We start from the raw sequence: 22,183 nt of genomic DNA on the forward strand, positions 1-22,183 counted from the left end.
CACGTTTCTGCTACGGGCAGGTACTGCGCGGTTTTAAGTGCGAATAAACTTAATGCATGTCAAACAATGGCTACGCCAATTTTTCTTAGAATAAATTTAATGAAACATTATATAAATATCTTTTTAATACATGTTTTTGCCATTCAGGCAATGGCTTGCAGCAAAAAAACGGTAGGTAATGACGTAATAGTCTCAACCGGTAATACACATATCTACTATGTATCAGTTAACGGCTCTGATGCTAATTCGGGCAAAATCAATGCCCCTTTCCAGTCCATCAATGCCGCCTTAGATCATGCCTTGCCCGGTGATACCGTTATGGTCAGAGGTGGAAGCTATTATGATAAGGTTGTGTTTCCTAAATCGGGGGCAATGGATAAGTTGATCACATTGAAGGCTTACCCCGGCGAAAAGCCGGTGATAGACGGAAGTAAAATAATAGTTTCGGGCTGGGTGCCGCTGGTTACACTGAGCAATGTAAGATATATAACATTGGATGGCTTTGATATCTGTAATTTCACGAGCTCAACTTTTAATACCGATCCTGAAGGGATCGCCATCAATGGCAATTCGCACGATATCACTATCAAAAACTGCAACATTTATAACATAAAGAACAACGCATCCCTGAACGACTGGCGAAGCGGACACGCTATACTGGCAATTGGTAACGGAACTACTGCCATTACTAACCTGGTTATTACGCATTGTACTGTACATGATACGCAGACCGGTACAAGTGAAAATGTAACGCTGGCCGGTAATATTGACGGCTTTGTTTTTAGCCATAATAAAGTATATGATACAGAAAACATCGGGATAATTGTTGCCGGTGGTGATGGTTTAAACCCCAAAGGGGACGTAGCAACCAACTATGCCCGCAATGGCGTGATAGGTGATAACATTTTTCACGATAATACCATGACCAGGACGCCGGAAACCTGGGGCCCCGACAGGTACGGTGCTATCTCCATTTATGTTTGCGGCGGTGCTAATACCATTATCGAAAGAAACACAGTATACAACAGCGACCGGGGGATAGGACTGGTAAGTGAAAGCAACGTGTATGCAACCAAAACCACCATCGTGCGAAATAATTTTGTATATAACTGCTATCGCACAGGTATATACATGGGCGACTATCTGAACTACACATCCGGCGGAACTAAAAACTGTTACATAGTAAACAATACCTTATATCAGAATAACCGTGTACTGGGCGCTTTTGGCGAAATTGAAGGGGAGATCAGGCTTACGGAGCATTGCGACGATAACGTGATCAAAAATAACATAGTTTATGCAAGGCCCGTTGATGTATTTATTCATAAGTATACCACAACAGGCAGCAATAACATTATCGACAATAATTTATACTATACTACTGGCACTCCGCAATGGATTTGGAACAGTACTAACGGTGCTCCATATACCGATTTTAGCGCCTGGAAAGCATTCAGTGGCAATGATGCCGGTTCAACAAACGGGCAGGACCCTCTTTTGTTGAGTACATCATCGCCTGATCTCCATATACAATCGGCCTCTCCTGCAAAAAATACCGGAAATGTAATTTCTGCCGATATAAATGGCACTACAGATATTGACGGAAATACACGCATTGTAAATAATAAGATAAGTAAAGGCGCACAGCAGTAACATGTTTAATTAAAAAAGTATGCTTATGAAATGTAATGTCTATGTTTTTTTAATGCTTGGTTTTGCTATACAGGCATTTGGTTGCAGTAAAAAGAACGATCCCGGCGGTAATGTCACAATTACCGGGAGCACTCATGTTTATTATGTAGCTGCCAACGGGTTAGAGTCAAATAAAGGAACAATTGACGCGCCTTTTCAAACTATCAATAACGCGCTTTCCCATACCATTCCCGGCGATACCGTAATGGTAAGGGGTGGAGTATATAGCGAAAAGGTTGTATTTCCCAAATCTGGCGTAATGGATAAGTATATCACGTTGAAAGCTTACCGTGGGGAAACACCTATAATTGACGGTAGTGCTTTTAGTGTTAATGGGAGGGAAGCCCTGGTAACCATTGATAAGGCAAAGTATATAGTTGTAGATGGCTTTGAAATACGCAATCTTAAAACCGCAACCGGCGATCCCAAAGCCATTATGGTTGAAGGTGGATCCGACTACATTATTATAAAAAACAATACGGTATACGGTATTGATTATACTCAGCTACCGCTCAATGGAGGTGGAAATGCTATACTGATCATCGGGAATACTACCGATCCCGTAACTAATATTACCGTTACCGGGAACACAATCCATGATTGTAAAACCGGGTACGGCGAAAATTTAACCATCAATGGCTATGTTGACGGTTTTACCATCACCAATAATACCATTTATAATGCTCAAAATATTGGGATAGATGCAGCAGGAGGCTATGCCGCAAATAGCGATCCAACGCTTAACTATGCCCGTAATGGTGTTATCAGCGGCAACACCCTCTATAACATTGAAAGCAAAAGAGGACCGCTTGGTGGACATGGCGCCATAGGTATTTATGTAGACGGCGGCAGGAATGTGGTAGTGGAAAAAAACAAAGTGTCCGTTACAGACAGGGGGATTGGTGTTGTGAGCGAAACCAATGGCTTCCCCACCGATCATGTTACCATAAGGAATAACCTGGTATTTAACTGTTGGTGCTCCGGGATCTATATGGGTGGGTATTTAAATTACACAGGCGGTGGTACAAGCAACTCGGCTATAGTAAACAATACCTTGTATAATAACAACCAGGCATTAGGTGCCTTTGGCGAAATAGAAGGGGAGATAAGTATCAGGGAAGATTGCACCAATAACGTAATAAAAAATAACATCATTTATGGCGGGGCATCAGATATGTTTATTCATAAATATACCAACCGGGGATCGGGTAATATCATAGATTATAACCTGTATTACACCACAGGCCCCGCGCAGTGGACCTGGAACGGCGTGGCCTATACCGACTATAACTTATGGAAGGCAGCCTGCGGTGGAGACGCCAGTTCAACATATGGCACCGATCCTTTATTTGTCAATACATCCGGCCTTGATTTTCACCTGCAATCATCGTCAGTAGCAAAAAATAGCGGGCAGGTGATATCTGATGGCGTTAACGGTACGGTTGATTTTGATGGTAATACGCGTATCGTAAATAAGCAGATAAGTAAAGGGGCATATCAATAATCAATACCCATTGTTTTTAATCTTGATTACAAAATGGAAAAGATTCCCACAATTAAAGAGATAGCTAAACGCTTAAAAGTAAGCCCTTCAACAGTGTCGCGTGCTCTTCATGGTCATCCCAGCATTGGCCTTGTAACTACCATGCGGGTTAATAAGGTAGCAAGCGAACTAAATTATGAGCGAAATCAAACAGCTGTATTTTTTAAACAACGAAAAACATTAACTATTGGTGTAATTGTTCCGGATTTTTCTGACGCGTTTTTTTCTTCGGCCCTTAGTGGGATAGAAGATTACGCCAGCAAAAGAAATTATAACGTTTTTATTGGGCAATCGTTAGAAAACCCCGATAAGGAAAAACGTATCCTGGAAACAATGAAAACCCATCGGTTAGACGGCATTATCATTTCGATAAGCAAAAATACCACGAATTATGAAGTGTTTGAGCAATTGAAAAAATATAACATTCCTGTTGTGTTTTTTGACCGTATTCCCGGCATGGAAGATATTCATTACTCGGCTTGTAATCTCCAATCGGGAATGTTACAAGCCATTGATTGTTTAATAGAAAAAGGGCATCGTAGTATTGGGTTAATTAATGGTCCATCGCAACTGGCCGCAAGTAAAGAGCGCCTGGATGCTTATAAGCAGGGGCTTGATAAATATCAGATAGCAGTAAATACTGACCTGATAGTCTCTTCGGATCTGTCGTCGGCGCAAAATACTTATGCTATGCGGCGGCTATTATCTTTAGCTGATAAACCTACAGCTATTATCACTTTTAACGATTACGTGGCACGCGATGCAATTAAGTTGTTGAAGAACTATAATTTGGCTCCCAATCACGATATTAGCTTTGTCAGTTTTGCAAATTCTCCTATTTGGAGTTTTATGGATAGTGCCCCAATGGCATCCATTGAACAATTCCCCCAAAAGCAGGGCATAAAAGCGGCCGAAATACTTTTTAAAATAATTGATGATCGCATCAGTGAAGCGTCGTTAACACCGGTTTTCTATCATGCGGTATTTGATTCCAGTATGGTGTCTCATAGAGGGCGTACCAATGTATAGGATAAGGTTATAAAAGTCCCAATCTCGATTTGCATAAAGCATTAGCGGGTAATATTTATACAAAAAGGGGTTTATATATTTTTTAGAAATTACACGCAATAATTTGATTGTTAACTACATATGTGAATGTTGGCCCGGAATTGTGTTAACCCTGTTAACCCCTCTTTGTTAATAGAGTAAATCCAACCCAACACTATATATCGCTTAGTATCTGAAAAATTCAAAAAAAGCGGGGCTCATCATACCGCCTCGTTTTTTTGAATTTATAAGGCAGAGGTTGATAGGCTTGTTGTTTGTATACTCTTTAATATTCCAATTCAAAAGTGTCACTATACTTTAATTTGCTGCTCTTTTGTAAAGATTTGGGAATTTGAATACTTAACTGCCCATTTTGATAGGCCCATTTTAACTTTTCAGAGTTGCCCAACAGGCTTACTTTTTTAATCCGTTTAATATTGTTTACAGGGAAACTTACCTCGGCCGGAAGGGTTACATTATCTTTTTCTGATAGCCAGAAGGCATATAATGTGTTTTTTGTTTTTGACCTTGTAAAATATATGTTCCCAACAGAATAAGGTATAACAGGTTCGGAAGCGTAAATTCCTTTTCCGTTAATCTTCATCCAATTCGCAATGTCCTGTAACCTTTGATAGGTAATCAGATTCCAGTCGCCATCCGGTCGGGGGGCTATATTAAGCAAGAGGTTACCTCCCCTTGAAACTATTTTTATCAGCGTTTGTACCAATTGACGGCTGGGCTTAAATTCGTCATCAGGAACATAACTCCAGTATTTGCCAATAGTCATACAGGTTTCCCATGGGTAGGATAAGGGCTTGTCCGGTACTTCCTGTTCGGGCGTGGTATAGTTTTCAAATTCGCCGGTCACTGTCCTGTCTACCATAATCAAACCCGGCTGATAGCTGCGGCTCATTTTTGCTATCCGGGCCATGTCAATATCCTGGTTATAGTGTTGCGGGTCGTTGTCCTTTGTAACAGATGGCCTTACCCAGCCGCCATCGAGCCATAAAATATCTATTTTACCATAACCGGTCATTAATTCTTCAATTTGGTTGTAGGTAAAATCTTTAAATTTTTGCCAGCGCTCAGGATATCGTTGCGGATCGTAGTTAACATTATGATCTTTAGGAGGAAAGTAAGGCCACCAATAATTTTCATTATGCCAGTCGGGTTTGGAAAAATATGCCCCTATCATAAAATTGTCTTTACGGAAGGCATTGAATATTTCTTTGGTTACGTTGCTTCGCGGATTTTTCGAAAACGGAGTTTTAGGGTCGGTAATTTTATAATCTGTTTGTTTAGTATCAAACATGCTAAAGCCATCGTGATGTTTAGTAGTAAATACCACATAATTCATCCCCGCAGCCTTGGCCGCTTTAACCCATTTTTCGGGGTTGAAATTGACGGGGTTGAAAGTGGTTTGGAGGTTTTCGTATGCTTTTTTATAAGTGAAATAATCATCGCTATAGGGGCCGGTACGCGTAACCCAGTCATCAGGGCAAATAGTCCAGCTTTCGGCCACACCCCATTGGCTGTATGTCCCCCAGTGCATAAATAAACCAAACTTTTGGTCTTGCCAGCGGGCAAGTTTTTGCCGTACCAGGGAATCTTTAGGAAGCTGGTACGTATCTGACATTTTATGCTCGTTTTGTGCCAATGCGGCCTGGCTGCATCCTAAAATAAACAGGCAAGGTAAAAGTTTTCGGATCATGATGGTATAATACATTGATAGTTTTGCTTTCATAGTAGATGAGCAAACATTAATTTAAAACCAATTCAATTACCGGTATCTCACTATCGGGCTTGGTTTCTGGTAGGTTTAATATCAGGTCGTTACCTGTGTCTTTTGATTTGCTATCCTGTTGTATCTCCGACGCGTCATGTAAAAACTGAACGTATTTTACTTTATCCTTGTAGCCTGGTAAAGTAAGTGTTTTGCCGGGATATGCTAACAAATGCACATATAAGCGCCGGGTATTTGCATTATAGGTAAGCAGGGTGTGCTCCGGGGCTACAAAGGTTTCCGGAGCTTCGGTACATCCGTAAATGGAGCGGCTGTTATATTTCATCCAGGCAGCTATTCCATCCAGCCTTTCGTTAGCACGTTTATCAAATAAACCGCGTGCAGTAGGGCCCACGTTAAGCAACAGGTTGCCTCTTTTACTTACGGCCTCTATCAACATCGTAATTAATTGCGTGGTGCTTTTCCAGCTGTTTTCATCCCGAAAATATCCCCAGGAACCAGAAAATGTTTGGCAGGTTTCCCAATAAGTTTTGTAATCGTTTTTTTTGACCCATTCCGATAAATTTACCTGTTCGGGTGTCAGGTAATCCCAACCGTCCTGGTATTCATTTAAATCGAGGCGGTTATCAATTATAATATTGGGCTGTAGTTTTCTTATTTCTTTAACGAGTTCAACAGATCCCCAGTCTTTGGCCCCTTTTCCATGTTTGCCATTATCAGGGTACGAAAAATCGAGCCATAGCATATCAATTTTGCCGTAATTGGTAAGCAGTTCTTTAATCTGGTTGTGCATATAGGTACGGTACCTGGCCATATCACGCCCTTTGTTCAGCTTATCATAATCCTCGTCCTTTTCGCTTGCCGGTTGCAATGGGTGTAAAACATCAACGGTAAAGTCGGGGTGATGCCAATCCAACAGTGAATAATAAAAACCTATTTTTATACCCTCGGCTCTAAATGCATCAACAAAGTCCTTTACAAGGTCTCTTTTAGCAGCGGTTTTAGTAGCCTTGTAGTCAGTATATTTTGAATCAAACAGGCAAAACCCTTCATGATGTTTAGTGGTAAGCACAGCATATTTCATCCCGGCCGCCTTAGCTTTCTTTGCCCACTCTTTGGGATTAAACAAATCTGGATTAAACTCATCAAAATAACGCTGGTATTGCGCATCCGTCATGCGCTCCCATCTTTTTACCCATTCATGCCTTGCCGCCTGCGAATAAAGTCCCCAATGAATAAACATACCAAAGCGATCATTAGTCCACCAGGACATACGTTTGGCTTTTTGTTCGGGTGTTTCCGTTCCTATTTTCTTTTGGGCATATAAAGGGGAAAATGCAATAAAAAACAATAAAATACCTGTTAACGTTTTTTTCATTTGGCGGATAGCTGACGTTAGTTTTAAAAAGCGTGTTTAAAAAAGGAGATGTTTTACATCGATAAAATTTCATCAACCACTTCCAGTAAAGGCCTTTGAGGCTTTTCGGGATTTAGCTTTTGGTTGTCGTCCACCCATTTTCGTTCCCAGGAAAAGTAATCAGGTTCCTGAACGTTTTTACCTTGCAGATTGCTGCGCAGATAATCAAAATAACTCTCCCAGCGAGGCAAGTAATAGCTATCCATCAGACCGGCCCACTCTTTATAAGCATACTCATGCAGATTGTCTTCGGTACGCACATTTTCACCCCAATAGGTAATTTGCATTAATTCGTTTTTTAAATTGTTTGCTTTTTCTTCTGCGGTATTGCCGTTATCTATAGCTTGTTTGAGATAGGTGTTGAGCCTGAAATACTGATCGGTATTTAAGAGATCATCTGTCAGCCTTATCATATGCAGGAATTTTGCGCTGGCTGCGTTAAATGTTTGCAGATTCTTGCTGTTATAAGCGGTTACCATTTCATTAAATGTGAGCGTGCCTTTATTAGCCAGCAGTTGCCGCACCATATTGATGAGGTCTATTTTATAAGTAGCCGAATTTTTAAGAGCAGGCGCCGCTTTTGCAAATTCTTTTACCGCATTTGCAAAAGCAACTGTGTCATAATTCCGGGTGAGCGTACCCCAACTGGAAATTGATTTAACTTTAAGTGCGGGCCTTGCGCAAAAAATGGATTCGCCAGCCCCTTCCTGATAACCGGGAAGGCTTTGATAAATGGTTTGTAAAAATCCCTGCCAGGCATTACTTGCATGCCCATTGCTTTTACCATAACGATATAGAGCGTATTTATCGATCCAACTGCGGGTGTCTACATGTTCCTGGCGCCAGCCCAGTTCAAGCATCAGGTCATAATCAGGAGGGTTGTTATTGATGCCTTCAGGCATAATCCCCACACCTTTAAGATAATTGCTGTAAGTGCTTTTACGGGCACGGTATACCTCATCGGCAAAGCGCTGCAGTTTTCCATATACGCCAGGCCGTTCGCCAAAATTGTTAACGCTGCACCATATAAATGGTGTATTATCATAAGCCTTACGCTTTTCCCAGTTATTGGTAAACTCACCAAAAAGTTCCTGTACCAATACTTTTGATTTATCGAGACCATCAAGCATGGCCTGTTTGGGATTATCCTGCCAGCCCTGCAATACCCATGTTGAAGCTGGATAGTAATTTTGCATAGAAGCCTGTATGGCGGTACCTGCTTTTTTCAAATCCACTCCTTCCGTTTTACCACCTTCATGAAAAGGGTCGCCGGCAAAAAAATGGATGTTCTTACCGTATAATTTTTGAATTTCGCTATAGTAGATGCCGGCAATGCGGCTAAACTCAGGATCAGTGGGGTCAAGTATATCAGGTCTTTTAAAAGCACCCCAGGTACCCTGATCAATGATATGTGCTTTACTTTTGTTTTTTAATGAGCTTGGCACCATGCCGTAAAAACCTTGCAACACAGGTTGTATACCCAACTCCTGCATCCGCTTCATCATTTTCTGTTGAATCAGCTTCCTGTTGTCTATCTGGCTTTGAGGCATGGGACCTCCCCAGCCTTCAATATTTCCCATCAGCCACCATGCGGTATAAGCAGGCCCAACAATGAAACTGTTAATTTCATTTTCAGTGTATCCTATTTTCCTCAGCGTGTTTTGCCATACCGCTTCCATCCCTTCAACAGTAAGCATTGTATTAACACCATTTAACGCCATCCAGTCAAGCTCCCGTTCCCAGTCGGGCCAGCTATAAAAGCTCATTGTGTAATTATAGGTGCAGTAATTTAACGCATAACGATACTTGGCCGCAGCTTGTACGGTTACTTTTTTGTTAACATTAGGAATAGGAAACACGGGCGACATGTTATCACCCATGTGAGAAATAGAGCGATGGCAGTAATATTTTAAATACCAGTTTATACCAACAGCTGCCGCATTGGCTCCTGAAGCATGGATAACCAGTTTATTCTTGATGGTTTGCAGTTCAACTATTTCTGAACTGGTGTTTTTTAAGGGTTCAAAAACGATATGGTTGCTTAACCACGGAGCGCGCCTTTTAACCAGTGCTTTTACAGCATCAAATTGTTGCGCTAAAAGCTGTATAGGCAATAATAAAAGTAGCAGACAGGTTAGTTTTCGCATAAAAATTTGTTGGTTTTTTCTGTTAATATGTCCGAAACTAACTAAAATTTAATGGAAAGATTATGCATAATTCTATGCCCTGGAGCCTTGAAACCTACGCAAACGTTTGTTACTGTAAAGACAAACGTTTGCGTAAGTTTTCACTGTTTTTTATCAAATATAGAGCGGGCGATATGCTAATCCTGCCTGGATAACCCCGATTGACATTAACAGCCTGGGTTATTTTATGATAGGGCGAAAAAATGTAGCCGATATTACAGTTACCTAAGGACTGCCGATAACTACGGCCTATAACGGCCGCTGAAAAATGGAATAAAGGCGCTAAATTAGAGCAGAATTACGGATATTAATAACCTAACCAAACTGGTGGTTTAACTCACGAGTTCGGTTGATTTTTAATATGGTCACATGATACAATATTATAAATGTTAAAATCACTCTTGAATACCCGCATAAGTTATTATAAATATTATAACCGCAGTATATTAAAAGCAACACCGCTACTGCATTTACTGGTAACCTTAACAACAATAAGCGTTAGTGCTCAAAATTTGAGTGTAAAAACTGCTTTAGCCTCAAAATCAACAGATATTACAGTGGCCACTGCTCAAAAAAGTATAAGTTTAGCTATTGATAATTCTGATTACCAGGCGGTGAAACTTGCGGCTTGCTTTTTTGCTGACGATATAAAACAGGTTGCCGGAACTTCGCCGGCTATTACTACTTTGCAACGCCCCTCCGCTGAAATGATTATTGCCGGCACTATTGGTAAAAGCCCAGCTATTGATAGGTTGATAGCTGCACACAAGATCAAAGATATTATTAAAATTAAAGGCCGTTGGGAGGCTTCATTATGGCAAATAGTTAACAACCCCGCACCTGGTGTAAAAAAAGCGCTCATTATAGTTGGAAGCGATAGACGAGGGACAGTTTATGGACTCTTACAAATTTCAAGGAAAATAGGTGTATGCCATGGCATTGGTGGGCAGATGTTCCTACTGCTAAAAGAAAAACAGTTACGATCTCCGTACCTAAACCAACTTGGGATGAACCGGCAGTTAAATATCGCGGTATCTTTATTAATGATGAAGACTGGGGAATAAATCAATGGGCGAGGAAAAACTTTGAAAAGGATTTTGCACACGGCATTGGCCCCAAAACATATGAAAAATTATTTGAATTGATGTTGCGTTTGCGGCTCAACTATATTTGGCCTGCTATGCATGAGGTGTCTAAAGAATTTGGCGATACTCCCGAGAATGTAGCTTTGGCCGATCATTATGGTATTGTTGCAGGTTCATCACATTGCGAACCGATGCTGTATAATAACGTGCATTGGAACGAGAAACTTAAAGGTGCCTGGAATTATAGCACTAATCCTGATAGTATTTATAAATATTGGAAAGAAACTGCTAAGGACAGAAAAGACAAAGAAGCAGTTTGGACAATGGGTATACGCGGTATACATGATCGTGGTATGGAATCGCCACCATCAGGTATACCTGAAAGGATAACCCTTTTAGAAAAGGTATTTAAAGACCAGCGAGATCTTATTAATCAATACGTCAATAAACAATGGGGGGCTGTTGCTCAATGTTTTGTTCCTTATAAAGAAGTATTGCCTGTGTATGATGCCGGCTTAAAAGTACCTGATGATGTAACTCTGATTTGGGTAGATGACAATTTTGGATACATTCGCCGCTTATCGAATCCAACCGAAAGGAAGCGGTCTGGCGGTAGCGGATTATACTGGCACTTATCTTACTACGGTGGTCCTCATTCGTATACATGGATTAATTCTACCGCCCCGGCATTGATGTGGGAAGAGTTTCATAAGGCCTGGGAAAATCAGGCCCGGACGATGTGGGTGATCAACGTAGGTGATGTTAAACCGATGGAATTGGGGATCGACTATTTTTCACGCTTATCATGGAACCCGGAAAGTCAAAAGACGGATGCACAACCCCAATTTTTAAAAGCATTTCTTACAGAACATTTTAATGAAAATGTAGCTAAGCTTAACGACTTGCTTACAGAATTTTATCGTTTAGGCACAGTACGAAAACCTGAATTAATGAATCGTGATTGGGCTATTTCTTTGTCGGATAACGAAGCTGTGCAATTACAAGCTGATTATCAGAGATTATTAAATCTTGAAACTTCTGTAGCAAAGTCTGTACCCTTAAATAAGCAGGATCCTTATACAGAAATGATTGGTTTTCCGGCCCGTATCATGGCAGAAACCGGACTTATATTTATGCATGACAGGGCAATTGTTTATGGCGCAAATCAAGCTACCCATCATGTCGAGATAGATCGCCTTAAAGCGGCTTTGGAATCCGAAGTTAATAATTACAATAATAAAATAGCAGGGGGGAAATGGCAATATATGATGCCGGGAACAATAACCGGTCAAAATCTTCTATCATGGAATAGCCAGGTAGCATGGCCATGGGCTGAAACCAGGAAACCGGATACCACCAAAAAAGCAATTCAGGCGGATATAACAAGAAACGCTTCATCTGCCGATGAACAAACCCCAGCCGGAACCGCAAAATGGTCGGTTATACCAGGATTGGGCAATAGCGGCCGGGCTATGGCATTGACACCGGTTAATCTTAATTTATCATGGAAACCTGGCGATGCAAAAGCTCCAACATTGAATTACAATTTTAAAACTGATGGTAATTCAGCAAAGGTGAGGATTGATTTTATGCCAACTTTCAGAATTTATCCTGGTATGCAATTAAGGGTAGCCATTTTAGTTGATAATAAATTTATTTCAACAACAGAAGTGCCGGGGTCAAATGGCAAGGAAGATGAGAATGGACCTAACCGTAACCAGGGTATTAGAAATAATTACGTTAGTGCATTAATAGATTTACCATCATTAACCACCGGTACACACAAATTATCTATCAGGGCTATTGACCCTGGCGTAGTAATTGATAAAATTTCATTTTATAAAAATTAGCGTCCTTAACTTTTTTATTTACTCCCAAAGCCGACGGGGCCAAAAGAAAACGATATATTCAGGAAACCGTCCTGTGGAAATCAGTAGGTGATTGCTGCGTGTGCTTCTTAAAGTATTTCAAAAAGTACGATGGGCGCCTACGACCCATGCAAAGCTCCATTCCTTTATGGCAGGATCTGTAAAATTTGTATTGGACATGCAGCGCCGTTTTGGAGAAACGAGGGTTATGTCGGCTCATGAATATTAAACTCCTGATGAACAACAAATGATGATCAAGACCAATCTTTCAGGAATGAGGCAAAAACTTCTTTATATTGTTCTGTTACAGGTATCGTAGTATTTGTAATCTGGACAGAATTTTTGGTAACGGATTTGACTGCTTCTTTGGATACGATAAATGAGCGGTGAATTCGCAGGAAAATACTGGCCGGGAGTTTCTCTTCAAGGTTTTTCAGGCTTGTGAGGGTTAATAACGGTTTATCCTGGTTCGCCAGGAAAATCTTTACATAATCTTTAAGTCCTTCAATATAAAGGATGTCTGCTATATTAACCTTTACCAGCTGATAATCAACCTTAAGATAAATATAGTTCTTTTCAACAGGCGTTCCGGGAGTTATATTATTTTGAGCGCTTTCCAAAATCTCAAAATAATCATATGCTTTGGCAGCCGCCTTTGAAAAATCAACAAAACTAAACGGTTTCAATAAGTAATCTAACGCGTTCACCTTAAAGCCCTCTAAAGCATATTGATCATAAGCCGTTGTAAATATAACGCGCGGACCTTTTTTCTTTCCGGTTTGCTCAATGATCCTTGCCAGTTCAACACCGCTTAGGTCGGCCATCCTGATGTCTAAAAATATCAATTGAAGGCCGGGTTGTTGATGAATAGCTTTCAGCGCTTCGATAGCGTTGCCGAACGTACCCTGTAAATTTAAAAACGGGGTTTGTTCAATGTACGAAGTAATTAGCTTTAAAGCTATCGGTTCGTCGTCTACAGCTATGCAGTCAATTTTCATTTGAATCGGAAAGTTAAATTTACAATGAATTCCCTGATATTGGAGTCGCGGTCAACCGATAATGTGTAGCGCCCGGGATATAGCAGGTCGAGCCTTCTTTTCGTATTTACAATACCGATGCCATTACTATCTTCCAACTGAGCTGTTTGTTCTTCAAAAAGTGAATTCCTGATCTCCAGCTTCAACTCTTCGGCAGATTGGCTGACCTCTATATAAATGTAACTTGGGTGTACACCGCTGATGCCATGCTTAAAGGCATTTTCAACAAATGGCAGGAAAAGCATGGGGGCTATTTCATGATTTTTTAGGTTGACTTGTTTTTCAAAAATGATCTGTACATCATCGCTCAGTCTCAGCTTCATCAGTTTGATATAGTCCTCAATAAATTTGATCTCCTTTTCCAGGTCGGTCAGATCGTTCTTGGTTTCATAAATAACATAACGCATCATATGCGAAAGCGTGTAAACCGCATCTTTAGACGCCACGGGGTTGCTATCGGCGAGTGCATAAATGGTATGCAGGATATTAAAAAAGAAGTGCGGATTGATCTGCGCTTTTAAAAAAGAAAGCTCTGAGCTGATTTTTTCCTGTTCAGTGGCACGGAAGGCTTCCTGATCGGCCTTGATCTTCCTGGAGACCGCGATGATTGTGCTCACTCCGAGTAAAACAAGTGCAGTTATGATAGTCCAGTAATTATAAACATGATTATCGTCAGATGATTTTTTAGCCGGGTTTTTGTAAACTTTGGTAAATACAGCTTTCCAGCCGGTTACTTCATCTAACCAATTGTTTAAGTACACAACGGAGACGAGAATAGCTATCATCAAAAGAACAAATAATACAGCCTTGTTTTTGTAAATCAATTGGGGCGTAAAATAAAACAGATTGGCATAGAATAATGTTGCCCATACCAAATGTATCAATACCTGTTTGATCCAAAATTCACCGGGGAGTTTCAAGGGCCAGGATAATGGGAATAACATTAACGCTAATAAACAGGCCACTATATAAAAGTGAACTGAGAAAAAGATCTTCTTTAAGCCTGAAAAAGCCATATCGCGAATTTTACCATAAAAATAGCGGAAAAAAAGTGCGTTTTGTTTCTCAGGCAAAACGCACCATACTGTATCAAATACAGTAATCAACTAAATCCCATCTCACCGGGATGCTGCAAATGACAAAATGTTTTTTTATTTTTTTTTAGGAATAGATGGTTTACAGGAATTAATAGACAGAATGGCAACTTTGATCTATAGCTTTTATTGAAAATTCCTCCAATCACAAGGGCATAGACTCTAACGTTCATTTGGTCTATTATTAAGGCCGATCCGTCTATTCTGCAGATTTTGATCAATGTATTTACTTTGTTTTGTTTCAAAATCTCGAATATGGGAACTGAAAATTACAAGTTCAACTTAAAAAATACAACGAGCCTGCGGGCATTGAAACTGATAACCTGGTTTTTATTGGCAGCAGGGACTGTGCAAGCCCAACAGCCCGCAGGCCCGCCATCAGGTGCCCCTATGGGTAATGGAACTATCTTCGGAACCGTAATAGACTCCCTGACTAAAAAGCCACTGGACTATTCGACAGTAAGCTTATTTAAAGCTGGTACAACTGCTCCAGTGAACGGTAGCCTGGCAGATCAGAAAGGGAGTTTCAAAATCACTGGTGTGGCGCCGGGAACTTATCGCGTCCAAATCGCTTTTATAGGTTACTCCACCAAAACAATTGACGGGGTTGTTTTAACGGGAGCCAAAACCGACAGAAACCTTGGGCAGATTATCGTTTCGCCAAGCGCTAAGATGCTGGCTGATGTTCAGGTTACCGGGCAAAGAGCCCTGGTGGAGAACCACATTGATAAATTAGTTTTTAATGCAGAAAAAGATGTGACCAGTGCCGGCGGCAATGCTTCTGATATCTTGCGCAAAGTGCCCATGGTTTCGGTTGACATGGACGGCAATGTTTCCCTCCGCGGAAATCAGAACGTACGGATACTGATCAATGGCAAGCCTTCAGGAGCGTTGGTAACCAACGCGGGCGACGTTTTGAAATCCATGCCTTCCGATCAGATCAAGAATATTGAAGTGATAACGGCGCCCTCGGCTAAATACGATGCGGAAGGTTCGGCCGGCATCATCAATATTATTACCAAGAAGAAGGAGGTTGCCGGTGTAAGCGGCTCCATCAATATGGGTATAGGCACCCGTCAAAACAATGAGAGCGGGAATATCAATTTCAACAAAAATAAACTAAGCATTACAGCTAACCTGGGTTATAACGTTGGATGGCCGCAAACCACCTATCAATCCTTCAGCAGTCGAAATACCGAGCTGGGTACATCATCCTCGTCAAACGGGCAAAGTACATCAAATCGTCATTTTACTAATGGCTCGGCATCTTTGGGATATGATTTTAATGATCAAAACACGTTTAACTCTACTTTTAGCCTAAGGGGAGGGGCATTTAAAAATAAAGGTAACTCGGTAAATAGCAATAATTCTGCATCAGAGGGAAATATCGATTATACAGCCTTAACAAGCAACGAATTCAAAGTCTCCAACTTTGACTGGAATAACGATTTTACTCATAAGTTTAAAAAGGAAGGTGAAGAATTAAGCTTTGCTTTTCAATGGACACATGGTACATCAGATGTAAACTATCTGTCAGAATATTCTGCTTTTACCCAAAACCAGCGTGCGGTTAATAACGGTACCAATAACGAGTATACTTACCAGTTGGATTACGTACTACCGGTCAGCAAGGTATTTAAGCTGGAAACAGGTGCGAAAAGTATTTTAAGGAGGATCTCCAGCGAATACGATTTTTTCAATCCGGATGCTTCAGGCGCGTACGTATTTAATACGGCCACATCCAACACCTATAGTTACGACCAGGACGTGTACTCGGGCTACGGCTTGCTTACTGCAAATTTGAAAGATGGTTTTACTGTACAGGCAGGTGCCCGGTTAGAGCATACAAAAATTAATGGAAATTCGGGCAATGTAAGGGCCGGCCTGGCACCTTTTGATAATACCTATACCAATTTTATTCCAAGCTTTGTGATTTCAAAGGCTTTAACGCCTACCCAAACGCTGAAACTAAGCTATAGTAAGCGTATCCAGCGGCCGAGCCTGCAATATTTAAACCCGTTTCTGAATACCAGCAACCCTCTCAACCAAACGCAGGGCAACCCGGAATTGTCGCCCGAAATTACGCAGACCGTGGAAATGACTTATTCTACCTTCATCAAAAGCAGTGTTATCAATGCCTCCGTTTATTATAGGAAGACCGATGATATTATTGAAAGCTATGTACGTACAGTGCCTTACACCACGGTGGATAATAACGGGAACCCGGTTACCAGGGATGTTTCCCTCACCAATTACCTTAACGTGGGTAACAATAATTCCGTTGGTGTAACCTTCTTTGGCTCAACAGAACTGTTCAAGGTCCTCACCATACGGGGCAACGTTAATGCGTTTACCTATAAACCGCAGGTGATCAGCAGCCTTCAGCAAGCAAGCCAATCTACCTATGTTCAGTACAATGCCTTCATTAGCGGAACAGTAAAAATAAACAAGGCTTTGTCTGCCGAAACTTTTTTGATCCAGAACTCGGCAAGGAGAACTTTTCAGGGAACAAACCCATCTTTCAATTTATGGGTGATAGGTTTGAAGCATGATGTTTGGAAAAAACGCGGAACGATTGGTTTGAACATTACGCAGCCATTTAAGGATTATAAAGACTTTACCTCCAATATTAATAGCGGCCCGCTTAGTCAAAGCAGCAGGTTCTCAGTGCCGTTCAGATCTTTTGGCGTTAGCTTTGCCTACAATTTCGGTAAAATGAATTTTGGTCCGCAGATGCCTAAGAAGAAACGCGGCGTTAACAATGATGATTTAAAACAGGGCGACAGTAATGGGCAAGGGGCGCAAAATTGATAGAAAATATTGAGGGCAAATTTTTGAGTAATTCCCTTATCAAGGAAAATGAGGGCTATATGGGCTATATTTCTAACGAACTGATCCCGGCAATAACAAACAATCTGACTGAAAAAATATTCAAAAAACAGGAAAGGTACTACTGGTAGAGATTAAAATGGAAAAGCAACAACCCCATAAGTACCTGAACCTTACGCCGGGCTCGGCGGGAAATGACATACCTGCCGGGATATTTAAAAATGATAAAATGTAATCCTGATAAATATCCCGGACTGGTTTGTTTGATATGGTGATGCTATTTAAATGACTTAAAAGCCTCCGCAGCCTGGTTTAATTGCGCAGCGCTGTTAGTTTGCGGGCCATTGTGTATGATGATCCGATACCTGAATGTTACCGATTCGCCTTTCTTTAAAGTCAGGTTCTTTTCAGATTTGCCATTGGTAAACACCTTTTCGCCCAGCGGATTGGCTGCAAACAGGCCGTAGCCACGGGCATGCCAAAAAGTAGGATAATTAGGGTTTTGAGGATGATCGATAATGGTAACGCTTACCGAATCGGTTCCAATTTTACCATATACCTTGCACCATACGCCGCGGGTGCTCCATGCATCATTGCCTGTTTTGCCCTCGCTGGTGAGGTAAGTACCGTTGGCAACTTTATCAGTGCCACCTTTTACTATGGTAACATTACCCTTATCGTCAGTAAATTTCTGGTCGGCAGGGTCAGGGATTTGCAGCTCATGGGCCAGACGCAGGCCAAGCATGCCATCTTTGGCATCTTTAAAAAGAGCGTCCTTATCCGCAGTAAGCGTAGTTACACGGTCAATGATCCGTTCCCGGGCATTTCCGCTAAATTCAAAGCGGGTTTGCTCTTCCAGTATTACTTGTTTTTGCTGATCTGTCCAGTTTGCATGATAGGCCAGTATGCCTTTTGTGCCATCTTTTGTTTCCAAAATTTTGTCGGTTCGAATCCAACCATAACCACTCTTTTTAGCGGCCGGTATGGCATAAGAGTTATTCCAGAAATCAAGACCGTTCAGGTTTTCAAAGTTAAACCATAACCCTATGTGATGCGGATGATCTGTAGGATCGCCAGGCCGAGGGGCCAGCGGAAAGCCGCGGGTCACCAATGTGCCGTTTGCCGACCGCAAAGGGTAAAGAACGGGTTTTTCTAAACTATCCGGATAAAGGAAACTGGTAAAGGGTTTTCCACCTATCAGGATATCTATTTTATTATTTGTTGTTTTTACCAGCCTTACCGGTTCGGCTTTTTGAGCTTGTACTACAGGAAACAATAGCATATTTGCGGCAACGGCAAGCCCCAGTTTTTTTATGATCTTCATTGATTGATGTAAGGTTAAAAAAGGTTGTGCGCTAATGGCAAGGCACAGCCAATGTCAATAATGTTTGTGACCTATCCGGCTATTAATATTTAAAAACTTTTCCATTAGCCATTACTTCCTGGGTAGCTTCATCAAAAGTGGCCTTATAGCCGGTATGAACAGCTGCATTGGTCATGATATTGGCTATCGAATGGCTGTAACCGGCTTCAACCGGGGCGTTTGGCTGCTTACGACTGCGCACGCATTCCATCCAGTTGCGTACGTGGTTTGAAGTAAGTATATCACCTCCGGTATTGGCTGATGCTACCACCTTTTCGGTATTAGCCAGACTAATCTCAGGCAGCAGGTTTGCCTTCATATGCATGGCATCGGCCATTTTTTGAGTAAGACCTCCTTTTGGCGATACTGTATTGGTGATGAGGTTAAGCTCACCGCCGTTTGAATAGTAAATTTCGGCCGGGTGCTCATCGCCATTGTGCATGCGTGAGCCAAAAGTAACCTGGAAGCCGGTTGAAGGATCATTAAGCGGACCGTAATCAAAAGCGGCCAGTATGGTATCCCAGTTGCGGCGCCCATCTTTCCACATATAGATACCGCCGTTGGCAACTACACTACGCGGGTGTTTTAAGCCGGTAAACCAGTGTACCGTATCAATCTGATGGCTCATCCACTGCCCGGGCAGTCCTGATGAATACGGCCAGAACAGGCGGTATTCCAGGTATTTACGCGGGTCGAAATCTTCATAAGGCCGGTTCATTATAAAACGTTTCCAGTCGGTATCCTGTTCCTTCAGCTGTCCTAATAACTCCGGCCGGCGCCAGCGGCCTGGTTGGTTCACATTCCAGGTGAGCTCAACCATGGTGATAGGGCCAAACTTGCCCGAACTGATAAATTCATTGGCTGCATGATAATTAGCGCCGCTTCTGCGCTGCGATCCAATTTGCACAATTTTGCCCGATTCCTTTACTGCTTTTAAGGCAGCCCGGTTATCTTCCATGGTTTCGGCAAATGGTTTTTCTACATAAGCATCGCAGCCGGCCTTCACAGCTTCAATAGCATGGCGTGCATGCTGGAAATCAGCAGTGCTGATGAATACAGCGTCCACACTTTTACTATCATATAATTCTTCATTATTGCGGTAAGCTTTTACATCGTGCTGCATTTTTTCTTTCCAGAGGGCAGAGCCTTCCTCACGTCGCTTGTTCCAGATATCAGATACGGCTACTACATCAAAGTTGAGTTCTTTATAATGGTTCATGAAACTGGGCACGTGCGAACTTTTGTGCCTGTCTGAAAAGCCTACCACCCCAACCCTGACCCGGTCATTGGCGCCAATGATACGTTTATAACTTTGTGCGCTCCAACTTTTGGGGGCAAGCATAATTCCGGCCCCGGCTAACGAGACCTGCCTGATAAAGGTACGGCGTGATTTTTCCATGTAATAAATAGTTTTAGTTGCAGGTTGTTTTTCTTCAAAATACGGGTACGTCAGGGGGCAGGTACCTGTATTTTTTGCTGATTAAAAGGTAAACTGGTTAAAGCCGGTGCTTATGCGCGACTAAATCAAATATCGAAGAATAGAATTGAAAAGCAATAGCGTTTTTAAATGTTAATGTAACAATAATACTGTTTTTTGCAGATCAGATTTCCTTAAATAATGTCCTGGTTTAAAAATGTAACAGGTTAATATTTAATTAAACAAATTGGTTAAGTAACCCTAATTTATAGTGATATAAGGTTTGGGGATAAAACCCTTAATTGATAATTGTTAAATCCTAAAGCGCCTTTCATTTTTCATGAAAGGCGCTTTTTTTAACTGAAAGTTGTTCGATACTTTCAGATTTTAATTTCAATATATTGATTAATAGAATGTTAGTTTTTACTTAGTTAGCTTTCGTTTCATTAACTAACTTTCTTTAGGGTTAGGTTCCCCTTTACCTGTAGTAATAAGATTGTGCAAACTTCCCGTAATATAACCGGTCCAGGCGTTTGAGCAAACCTCATAACATTCATGAGGTGGAACCAGGCCCTGGTGGGTGAAGCGGACTTGTGTTTTGTCGTCCTGTTCGGAAATTTCAAAGATCACTTTGGTGCCTTTCCATTCGGTTTGATCTTTGGTGAAACTAAAATAGTTGTCCAGTACAAGCCAAACCACTTTTTGGTTGGGAACAACTTCTGTTAATTTCAAGGTACAGCGGTGAAGGTCCCTGGCTTTGTAGGTAAACTCGTCATTGAGTTTTTCTGTGCCGCCTTTAACTTCTTCCGACCACCATCCGCGAACATTATTGATGGCATCATAAGCCTCTTTAGGGGTTTTATCTACTGAAATGGTTATAGTTAAATCCTGATCTTTCATTTTTTGTTCATTTTATCGTTCATTAAAACTCCCAGTTTGTCCAGTTTATCGCCCCAGAATTTATCATAGTAGGCTAACCAGGCCTGTAGCTCTTTAAAGCCGTCTTGCTTCAACACACAATGCCTTTCTCTGCCGATGTCTTGTATAGAGATAAAACCGGCATTGTAAAGCACTTTGATATGCTTTGAAACGGCCGGCCTGCTCATATCAAAGTTCTCAGCCAGTGAGTTGATTGTACGGCTGTCTTTTGAAAGCAGGTGCAGGATCTGCCTCCTGCTTGGGTCAGCAATTACCTGGAATACATCAAGCCTGTGCTGTTCCATCTTTTTCCGCGTTTATGATCTGCAGCATTTTATTGATAAGCACCAACCAGCCTTTTTCCATCGAGCTAAACATCAACGGGTTTACAGAGTCTGCAAAATCACGGTGTACCAGCAAAAGTTCGGTGCCATTATCTTTTTCGGTTAACATCCAGTTTACTGTCGAGTTGCTTAGTTCACCATTGCCCGGGCCGAATTTCCATGAATAAGAAAGTTTTTTGAAGGGGATAACCTCCAGGATCTTGCAATAAAAAATCCCGTCGAAATCCATTTCGGGCATAGGTTTGGCCCTGAGCTGAAATTCGTGGCCCAGTACAGGTTTCAGATCGCCGGGCATGAGCCATTGCGATATCAGTTCCTGATCGGTTAAAAATTCCCAAACCACTGCGGGTGGGTGCGGATAAAATAATTGGTGCTGAATAATTTTTGCCATGATAGGTAACCTTTAAGTTACTCAAATGTATATGTAACTTGTGAGTTACGCAAATTTATTTTTATTTTTATTTGGGATGTTCGAAAAAGCTTGTTAAAAATGTAGAGACGCATCGCATGCGTCTCCCACATGCAGATTACGATAGGCAAGCGCTGTGTAAAGGAAGCTTGCCCTATGGGAGACGCAATTATGCATCTCTACGTAAAAT

General features: G+C 41.5%; 16 protein-coding genes. 6 read left to right on the forward strand and 10 right to left on the reverse strand.

Annotated features, from left to right (window positions below; genetic code table 11):
* Window positions 1-99: 99 nt before the first annotated feature.
* The 3 genes from BLS28_RS05935 to BLS28_RS05945 are packed head-to-tail and all read left to right on the forward strand — an operon-like array spanning window position 100 to window position 4,264.
* The gene (locus BLS28_RS05935; RefSeq protein WP_176844379.1) at window positions 100-1,653 is read left to right on the forward strand and encodes a right-handed parallel beta-helix repeat-containing protein; all 1,554 of its coding nucleotides are present in this window, start codon (window positions 100-102) and stop codon (window positions 1,651-1,653) included.
* Between the two features lie 25 nt (window positions 1,654-1,678).
* A complete protein-coding gene (locus tag BLS28_RS05940) occupies window positions 1,679-3,196 on the forward strand; it encodes a right-handed parallel beta-helix repeat-containing protein (RefSeq protein ID WP_176844380.1) in 1,518 nt (505 codons plus the stop codon).
* Between the two features lie 33 nt (window positions 3,197-3,229).
* Window positions 3,230-4,264: a LacI family DNA-binding transcriptional regulator gene (locus BLS28_RS05945; RefSeq protein WP_091163351.1), complete on the forward strand. Its 1,035-nt coding sequence runs from the start codon at window positions 3,230-3,232 to the stop codon at window positions 4,262-4,264.
* A gap of 304 nt (window positions 4,265-4,568) precedes the next feature.
* Here BLS28_RS05945 and BLS28_RS05950 read toward each other — a convergent pair whose 3' ends face one another.
* From BLS28_RS05950 to BLS28_RS05960, 3 genes are read right to left on the reverse strand one after another with little or no spacing between them, the layout of a single operon-like run.
* Window positions 4,569-6,026: an alpha-L-fucosidase gene (locus tag BLS28_RS05950; protein WP_256337351.1), complete on the reverse strand. Its 1,458-nt coding sequence runs from the start codon at window positions 6,024-6,026 to the stop codon at window positions 4,569-4,571.
* A gap of 16 nt (window positions 6,027-6,042) precedes the next feature.
* Window positions 6,043-7,404, reverse strand: coding sequence for an alpha-L-fucosidase (locus BLS28_RS05955; protein WP_091163352.1), 1,362 nt, complete (start codon window positions 7,402-7,404; stop codon window positions 6,043-6,045).
* A gap of 53 nt (window positions 7,405-7,457) precedes the next feature.
* Entirely contained in the window at window positions 7,458-9,590 is a 2,133-nt protein-coding gene (locus tag BLS28_RS05960) for an alpha-N-acetylglucosaminidase (RefSeq protein WP_091163353.1), read from the reverse strand.
* 425 nt (window positions 9,591-10,015) lie between these two features.
* On the opposite strand from BLS28_RS05960, the gene BLS28_RS31300 reads away from it, so the two are divergent.
* Together BLS28_RS31300 and BLS28_RS05965 are read left to right on the forward strand one after the other, a co-directional pair.
* Entirely contained in the window at window positions 10,016-10,693 is a 678-nt protein-coding gene (locus BLS28_RS31300; RefSeq protein WP_256337353.1) for a hypothetical protein, read from the forward strand.
* Complete coding sequence (locus tag BLS28_RS05965; protein ID WP_256337358.1) at window positions 10,690-12,564, forward strand: glycosyl hydrolase 115 family protein; 1,875 nt, start codon at window positions 10,690-10,692, stop codon at window positions 12,562-12,564. The genes BLS28_RS31300 and BLS28_RS05965 overlap by 4 nt, the downstream gene beginning before the upstream one ends.
* Window positions 12,565-12,836: 272 nt before the next feature.
* Here BLS28_RS05965 and BLS28_RS05970 read toward each other — a convergent pair whose 3' ends face one another.
* Together BLS28_RS05970 and BLS28_RS05975 are read right to left on the reverse strand one after the other, a co-directional pair.
* A complete protein-coding gene (locus BLS28_RS05970) occupies window positions 12,837-13,580 on the reverse strand; it encodes a LytR/AlgR family response regulator transcription factor (RefSeq protein ID WP_091163355.1) in 744 nt (247 codons plus the stop codon).
* Window positions 13,577-14,563, reverse strand: a complete 987-nt coding sequence (locus BLS28_RS05975) for a sensor histidine kinase (protein ID WP_176844381.1) — start codon at window positions 14,561-14,563, stop codon at window positions 13,577-13,579. The genes BLS28_RS05970 and BLS28_RS05975 overlap by 4 nt, the downstream gene beginning before the upstream one ends.
* A gap of 405 nt (window positions 14,564-14,968) precedes the next feature.
* Here BLS28_RS05975 and BLS28_RS05980 point away from each other — a divergent pair, with 405 nt between their 5' ends.
* Window positions 14,969-17,524 carry a TonB-dependent receptor gene (locus tag BLS28_RS05980; RefSeq protein ID WP_091163357.1) on the forward strand — a complete coding sequence of 852 codons (2,556 nt, stop codon included), beginning with the start codon at window positions 14,969-14,971 and terminating at the stop codon, window positions 17,522-17,524.
* A gap of 295 nt (window positions 17,525-17,819) precedes the next feature.
* On the opposite strand, the gene BLS28_RS05985 is transcribed toward BLS28_RS05980, so the two are convergent.
* From BLS28_RS05985 to BLS28_RS06005, 5 genes are all read right to left on the reverse strand, one after another.
* Complete coding sequence (locus tag BLS28_RS05985; RefSeq protein ID WP_091163358.1) at window positions 17,820-18,866, reverse strand: DUF6807 domain-containing protein; 1,047 nt, start codon at window positions 18,864-18,866, stop codon at window positions 17,820-17,822.
* An 82-nt stretch (window positions 18,867-18,948) separates the two neighbouring features.
* A complete protein-coding gene (locus BLS28_RS05990) occupies window positions 18,949-20,304 on the reverse strand; it encodes a Gfo/Idh/MocA family protein (protein WP_091163359.1) in 1,356 nt (451 codons plus the stop codon).
* A gap of 468 nt (window positions 20,305-20,772) precedes the next feature.
* Window positions 20,773-21,222, reverse strand: coding sequence for an SRPBCC family protein (locus BLS28_RS05995; protein WP_091163360.1), 450 nt, complete (start codon window positions 21,220-21,222; stop codon window positions 20,773-20,775).
* Window positions 21,219-21,545 (reverse strand): ArsR/SmtB family transcription factor, encoded by a 327-nt coding sequence (locus BLS28_RS06000; protein WP_091163361.1) that lies wholly within the window; start codon window positions 21,543-21,545, stop codon window positions 21,219-21,221. The genes BLS28_RS05995 and BLS28_RS06000 overlap by 4 nt, the downstream gene beginning before the upstream one ends.
* Entirely contained in the window at window positions 21,526-21,975 is a 450-nt protein-coding gene (locus BLS28_RS06005) for an SRPBCC family protein (RefSeq protein ID WP_091163362.1), read from the reverse strand. Before BLS28_RS06005 ends, BLS28_RS06000 begins: the two co-directional genes overlap by 20 nt.
* Between the last annotated feature and the right edge of the window lie 208 nt (window positions 21,976-22,183).

The organism is Mucilaginibacter gossypii (genome assembly GCF_900100945.1).
In the GTDB taxonomy this organism is placed as follows: domain Bacteria; phylum Bacteroidota; class Bacteroidia; order Sphingobacteriales; family Sphingobacteriaceae; genus Mucilaginibacter; species Mucilaginibacter gossypii.